This window comes from Kitasatospora sp. NPDC058965 (assembly GCF_042741245.1).
In the GTDB taxonomy this organism is placed as follows: Bacteria; Actinomycetota; Actinomycetes; order Streptomycetales; family Streptomycetaceae; genus Kitasatospora.
Map to the genome: position 1 here is coordinate 1 of NZ_JBHYKG010000422.1, position 5872 is coordinate 5872.

At 75.6% G+C, this 5872-nt stretch carries 5 protein-coding genes; 2 read left to right on the plus strand and 3 right to left on the minus strand.

Annotated features, from left to right (window positions below; all coding sequences use genetic code 11):
- Nucleotides 1-3: 3 nt before the first annotated feature.
- Both ACFW1A_RS37415 and ACFW1A_RS37420 read right to left on the minus strand, forming a co-directional pair.
- Nucleotides 4-828: a M55 family metallopeptidase gene (locus ACFW1A_RS37415; protein WP_380417569.1), complete on the minus strand. Its 825-nt coding sequence runs from the start codon at nt 826-828 to the stop codon at nt 4-6.
- 82 nt (nt 829-910) lie between these two features.
- Nucleotides 911-1768 (minus strand): TetR/AcrR family transcriptional regulator, encoded by an 858-nt coding sequence (locus ACFW1A_RS37420; protein ID WP_380417571.1) that lies wholly within the window; start codon nt 1766-1768, stop codon nt 911-913.
- 69 nt (nt 1769-1837) lie between these two features.
- Between ACFW1A_RS37420 and ACFW1A_RS37425 the strand changes: the two genes are divergently transcribed.
- Nucleotides 1838-3442, plus strand: a complete 1605-nt coding sequence (locus ACFW1A_RS37425) for an FAD-binding oxidoreductase (RefSeq protein WP_380417573.1) — start codon at nt 1838-1840, stop codon at nt 3440-3442.
- Between the two features lie 19 nt (nt 3443-3461).
- Here the strand turns inward: ACFW1A_RS37425 and ACFW1A_RS37430 are convergent, their stop codons facing one another.
- Complete coding sequence (locus ACFW1A_RS37430) at nt 3462-5279, minus strand: ABC transporter ATP-binding protein (RefSeq protein ID WP_380417575.1); 1818 nt, start codon at nt 5277-5279, stop codon at nt 3462-3464.
- A gap of 136 nt (nt 5280-5415) precedes the next feature.
- Here ACFW1A_RS37430 and ACFW1A_RS37435 point away from each other — a divergent pair.
- Nucleotides 5416-5872 (plus strand): phosphoribosyltransferase (locus ACFW1A_RS37435; RefSeq protein ID WP_380417577.1); only part of this gene is annotated, 457 nt, incomplete at its 3' end.

Consider the following 5872-nt stretch of genomic DNA (forward strand, 5'->3'; position numbering starts at 1 on the left):
GGGCTACTCGGCGATGCCCCGGGTGAGCTGCACGACGGTGACGAAGATCCGGTAGAGGCGGATCGGGTCGTCCCCGGTGATGCTGACGGTGAGTCCGTCCTCGCGGACCACGCCGGTGATCCAGGTCGCCATCTCGGCCAGGTCGGCGTTGCGGAACCGGACGGTCAGCGTGGCGGGCAGGGTGATCGCCGGCAGCCGGGCACCCGGCAGCTCGCGCACCGCCTCGCCGGCCCGCTGCCGGATCAGCTCGCAGGCCTCCTCGGGGTGCAAGCTGTCCGCCGCGAACCGGGAGACCGAGGTCTTCACCACCGCGGACCGCAGGCCCGGGCAGAACGGGTCGGCCTGGCGGGCCGTCACGTCGTCACCGGTGATCAGCGCGACCGGGACCCCGTGCCCCAGCGCGACCAGGGCGTTGATCGCGGCCTCACCGGCCGACACGCCGTTCAGCCGCACCTCGGCGATGGCGCGCGGGTTGTAGGTGTGCGAGAGCGTGGCGGCGGCGCCGTCCATCGAGCCGTGGTACGAGACGAAGAAGACCGCGTCGAAGGACGCGTCCAGCCCCTGCATCATGTACATCGGCTTGTGCCGGCCCGACAGGTAGCGGGCCCGGCCGGCGAGGCGGTCCGGGCGCAGGTTGGCCATCGCCGAGTGCGAGTCGTTGACCAGGAACTCCCGGGCCCCGGCGGCGGCCGCGCCCTCGATCGCCGCGTTCACCTCCCGCTCCAGCAGCTCCCGGTAGTACCCGTACTCGGGCCCGGCGGGCCGGCACTGCTCCCAGTCGACGACACCGGCGGTGCCCTCCATGTCGGAGGAGATGAAGACCTTCACCAGGACGCTCCCGGGGTAGCTGCTGACGGACGTTTCGCCAGCTCATCATGGCGCACGGTGCGCCGGCGACCGACGGCGGCGGTCACCGCGCGCCTGCCGGCCCGCTGCTGCCGGGCGCCGCGACCGGGTCCTCGGGCGCCGCGGACGCTCCGTCGGGCGCACCCGACGGGTCGTCGGGCATCGCGAACACTCCGTCGGGCGCCAGGGACCGGGCGGCGGCCAGGATCCGCGCGCAGCGCCGGGTCATGGCCGCCGGCGACTGGTCCGGGTGCGCGATGAACCAGCGGACCAGCGCGGTGCACAGCCCGCGCCAGGCGTACTTGAGCGCATCGGCGTCCAGCGCGTCGACGCCCGGTGCCCCGGGATCCGCTGCCCCGGCGGCCGGTGCCCCGGCGGCAGACACAGCGGCAGCAGACGCAGCGGCGCCCGGCGCGCCTTCGTCCGGCCCACCCTCGCCGCGGGCGTCGGCACCGCCCGCGCCGGTCGCCAGCAGCAGGTCGGCGGTGCCGGTCGCGGCGAGGCGGTCGATGGCGTCCCGGTAGTGGTCCGCGCGCCGGGTGGCCTCGCTGCCGGGCGGCAGCGAGGGGTCGTAGAGGACGAACCAGGCCTCGCGCTGCCCGTCCAGGGCGGTGAACAGCGCGTGCAGCACCCGCAGCGGCGCGGCCGGGGCGGCGCCCGCGGGCTCGGTCATGGCGGCGCGGACGGCGCCCAGCAGCAGCTCGCCGACGGGTTCGAGGCAGGCCAGGTAGAGGTCCTGCTTGCTGCCGAAGTACTGGTGCAGCAGCGGCTTGGTGACGCCGACCCGGGCGGCGACGGCGGCCACCGTGGTGGCCTCGTACCCGTGGCGCCCGAACTCCTCGGTGGCCGCGGCGAGGACCTGCCGCTCCCGCTCCGCCCGCGGGACGCCCTTGGTACCGGCCCGGCCGGGGAGGCTTGTCATGGCATCAGATCTTACCCTAGGGTAATTTACCCTCGGGTAAGTTTACTGGACCACGCTGGGAGCACCCCCATGCCTGCTGCCCCGTCCACCGCCGGCCCTACCCGCACCCGCTCCTGGTGGGGCTGGGGCTACGCCGACGCCCACCCCTCCGACGCGGAGTGCGCCGCGCTGGGCGCGCTGCTGCCCGGCACCCTGGCCCGCCCGCTGCCGGTGCCGCGGGTCGCCGACCTGGACATCGGCCGCCCGGCGGCCACGCCCCCGGCCGCCCTGGCCCACCTGGTCACCGCCGATCCGCGGGCGCGCGCCGCGCACGCCATGGGCAAGGCCTACCGCGACGTCGCCCGGGCGCTGCGCGGGCGGCCCGGCCGGATCCCCGACCTGGTCGCCCGCCCGACCGGCGACCGGGAGGTGGCGGACCTGCTGGAGTGGGCCGGTGAGCAGGGCGTGGCCGTGATCCCGTTCGGCGGCGGCTCCTCGGTGGTCGGGGGCGTGGAGTACCGCGGCGAGGCCCACCGCGCCGTCCTCTCGCTCGACCTGACCTCGATGGACCGGGTGCTGGAGGTCGACACCACCGGCCGCTCGGCCCGGATCCAGGCCGGCGCGCTCGGGCCGGCCCTGGAGGACGGGTTGCGGCCGCACGGCCTGACCCTGCGCCACTTCCCGCAGAGCTTCGAGTTCTCCACCCTGGGCGGCTGGCTGGCCACCCGGGCCGGCGGCCACTACGCCACCGGCCGCACCCGCATCGACGACTTCGTCCAGTCGCTCACCGTGGTCACCCCCGCCGGGGCCGGCTCCTCCTGGCGGCTGCCCGCCTCCGGGGCCGGCCCGTCCCCGGACCGCCTGTTCCTCGGCTCCGAGGGCGCGCTCGGCGTCCTCACCGAGGCCTGGGTGCGCCTGCAGCAGCGGCCCCGGCACAAGGCGTCGGCGGCGGTGGCGTTCGCCGACTTCGGCCGGGCGCTGGACGCGGTGCGCGCGCTCGCCCAGTCCGACCTCGCCCCGGCCAACTGCCGCCTGCTGGACCCCGGCGAGGCGCTGCTCGCCGGCGCCGCCCGGGACGGCTCGTCCGTCCTGGTGCTGGGCTTCGAGTCCGCCGACGCGCCGGTCGGCGACCGCCTGGCCCGGGCCGTGGAGGTGGCCCGCGCGCACGGCGGCCGGGCCGGGACCGCGGCGGCGGAGCCCGGCGCCCCGGCGGACGCGGCCGTCACCGCCTGGCGCTCGGCGTTCCTGCGGATGCCCTACCTGCGCGACGGCCTGGCCCGGATGGGCGCCGTCGTCGAGACCTTCGAGACCGCCGCCACCTGGGACCGGATCCCCGCCCTGATCGACGCCGTGCGCACCGGGGTCGGCGCCGCCGCCCGGGCCGCCACCGGCCACCCCGCCACCGTCAACTGCCGCCTCACGCACGTCTACCCCGACGGCGCCGCCCCGTACTTCACGGTGGCGGTGGCCGGGCGGCCCGGCGCGGAGGTGGCGGTCTGGGACGAGGTGAAGGCCGCCGCGACCGAGATCCTGCACCGGCACCGCGCCACCGTCACCCACCACCACGCCGTCGGCCGCGACCACCGCCCGGGCTACGACCGCCAGCGCCCGGAACCGTTCGCGCTGGCGCTGCGCGCCGCCAAGGGCGCCCTGGACCCGCACGGCATCCTCAACCCGGGCGTCCTGCTGGGCTGATCGTCCGGGCGGCGCCCCCTCAGCCGGCCGCCACCCCCGCCGCCGGGGCCTCGTCCAGGAAGCCGCCCGACTGGTGCTGCCACAGCTTGGCGTACGCGCCGTCGGCGGCCAGCAGTTGCCGGTGCGACCCCTGTTCCAGGATCCGGCCGCGGTCCAGCACCACCAGGCGGTCCATCCGGGCCACCGTGCTCAGGCGGTGCGCCACGACCAGCGCGGTGCGGCCCTCCATCAGCCGCCAGAGCGCCTGTTGGACCAGGATCTCGCTCTCCGAGTCCAGCGCGCTGGTCGCCTCGTCCAGCAGCAGGATCGGCGCGTCGCGCAGGATCGCCCGGGCCAGTGCGACCCGCTGGCGCTGGCCGCCGGAGAGCTTGACGCCGCGCTCGCCCACCATGGTGTCGAAGCCCTCCGGCAACTGGTCGGCGAACTCCGTGACGTGCGCGGCCTCGGCGGCCCGGCGGATCTCGGCCTCGGTGGCCTCCGGGCGGGCGAACGCGATGTTCTCGCGCAGCGTCCGGTGGAACATCGCCGGGTCCTGCGGGACGTAGGCGATCAGGCCGCGCAGGTCCGCCTGGCGCAGCTTGCTGATGTCCTGACCCCCGATCAGGATCCGGCCGGCGTCGATGTCCGTCATCCGCAGCAGCAGCCGGGTGAGCGTGGTCTTGCCGCCGCCGGAGCGGCCGACCAGGCCGATCTTCGCGCCACCCGGCACCGCAAGGTCGAGATCCTCGAAGATCGGCTCGGCGCCCGCGTGGGCGAAGGTGACGTGCTCGAAGCGGATGTCGCCGCGCCCGCGCCGCAGCGGCTCCGGCACGGCCGGGTCGAGCACCGTGGGCGGGACCAGCAGCAGGTCGGTGAACTGGGCGGCCTCGGTGAGCGAGCTCTCCAGCCGGCGGTAGATCTGGTTGAACTCGAACATGATCCGGGTCGCGCTGGAGTAGTAGGTGAAGGCGACCATGACCGCCTCCACCCCGTGCGGGCCGCCCGCCAGCGTGACGGCCAGCAGCAGGCCCAGCGCGTTGGTCAGCACCGACATCGGCGCGACCAGGGTGTCGATCCGCAGGTTGCTGTAGTCCCAGGAGCGGAGTGCGAGCCGGCGCGACTGGGCCACCCGGGACCGGTGCTCGGCGGCCTCGCGCTCCTCGGCGGCGAAGGCGCGGACGGTGTCCATGTTCATCAGCGCGTCCGCCACGTGCCCGGACACCCGGGCGAACGCCTCCTCGCGCTGGTCCACCAGGGCCTGGCGGCGCCGGATCAGCGGCAGCACGAACCCGCCGGTGATCGCGATCATCGCCAGCAGGCCGACCACCAGGAGCGGCTGGTAGTGCCACAGGACCACCGAGCCGAAGATCAGCGGCACGAAGCTGGCCACCACCGAGAAGGTCAGGGTGTCGACGAACTCCTCGTAGCGGGAGGCGAAGCTGAGCACCCGTTTGGTCAGCGAGCCGGCGAAGTTGTCGTGGAAGAACGAGGCGTCCTTGGCGAACAGCTCGTCCATCCCGATCACGTACAGGCTCTCGATGCCGCGGGCCTCCAGCCGGTTCATGCAGTGCAGGCCGATCCGCCAGAGCACCTCCGAGCCCAGCAGGACGACGCCGAAGGCGGCCACGTACGGCAGCGTGTCCCCGACCGACACCCCCTGCCCGCCCGCCAGCCGGGCGACCAGCTTGGCGACGACCAGCGGCGCCAGGTAGGCGATGCCGATGTTGCCCATGGCGGGCAGCAGCAGGGCGGGCACCGCCAGCTTCTTGTGGCGGGCCAGCTCCCTCCCGTAGTACCGAAGCGCGAGGAGCACCGAGGCCTTGCCCGGCGAGCCCTGGCGTGTTTCAGGCGATCCCATCTCAACCCCGGGTAATCGTGCGGAAACGGCCGGTGAGGAAGTCTGCCGCGCGGGCCGCCGCGCAGTCCACGGGTTTTCCGGGCCGCGTCGGCGAGGAGCATCGTGGAGGGTGGGACCGCGCCGAGGAGGTGGGCCGATGGACTTCGCCGACCGGGTCACGGCGGGCCGGCAGCTGGCCCGGCGGTTGCGGCACCTGGCGGACCGGCAGCCGGTGGTGCTGGGCCTGCCGCGCGGCGGCGTGCCGGTGGCCGCCGAGGTGGCGCGCGCCCTCGACGCCCCGCTCGACGTCGTCCTGGTGCGCAAGCTCGGCGTGCCCACCCAGCCGGAGCTGGGCCTGGGCGCCGTCGGCGAGGGCGGGGTCCGGGTGGTCAACCCCGAGGTGCTGCACGCCACCCGGGTCACCGAGGAGCAGCTGGCGCGGGTGACGGAGCGCGAGACGGCCGAGCTGGCACGGCGCGCCCTGCGGTACCGGGGCGGCCGGGCCCGGCCGGCGCTGGCGGGCCGCACGGCGGTGGTGGTGGACGACGGGATCGCGACCGGCTCGACGGCCCGGGCCGCCTGCCTGGTCGTCCGGCAGCTGGGTGCGGCCCGGG

Bases quoted from the DNA above. Each gene is read 5' to 3' on its own strand.
- ACFW1A_RS37420 (WP_380417571.1), bottom strand. From the start codon at position 1,768: ATGACAAGCCTCCCCGGCCGGGCCGGTACCAAGGGCGTCCCGCGGGCG.
- ACFW1A_RS37425 (WP_380417573.1), top strand. From the start codon at position 1,838: ATGCCTGCTGCCCCGTCCACCGCCGGCCCTACCCGCACCCGCTCCTGG.
- ACFW1A_RS37430 (WP_380417575.1), bottom strand. From the start codon at position 5,279: ATGGGATCGCCTGAAACACGCCAGGGCTCGCCGGGCAAGGCCTCGGTG.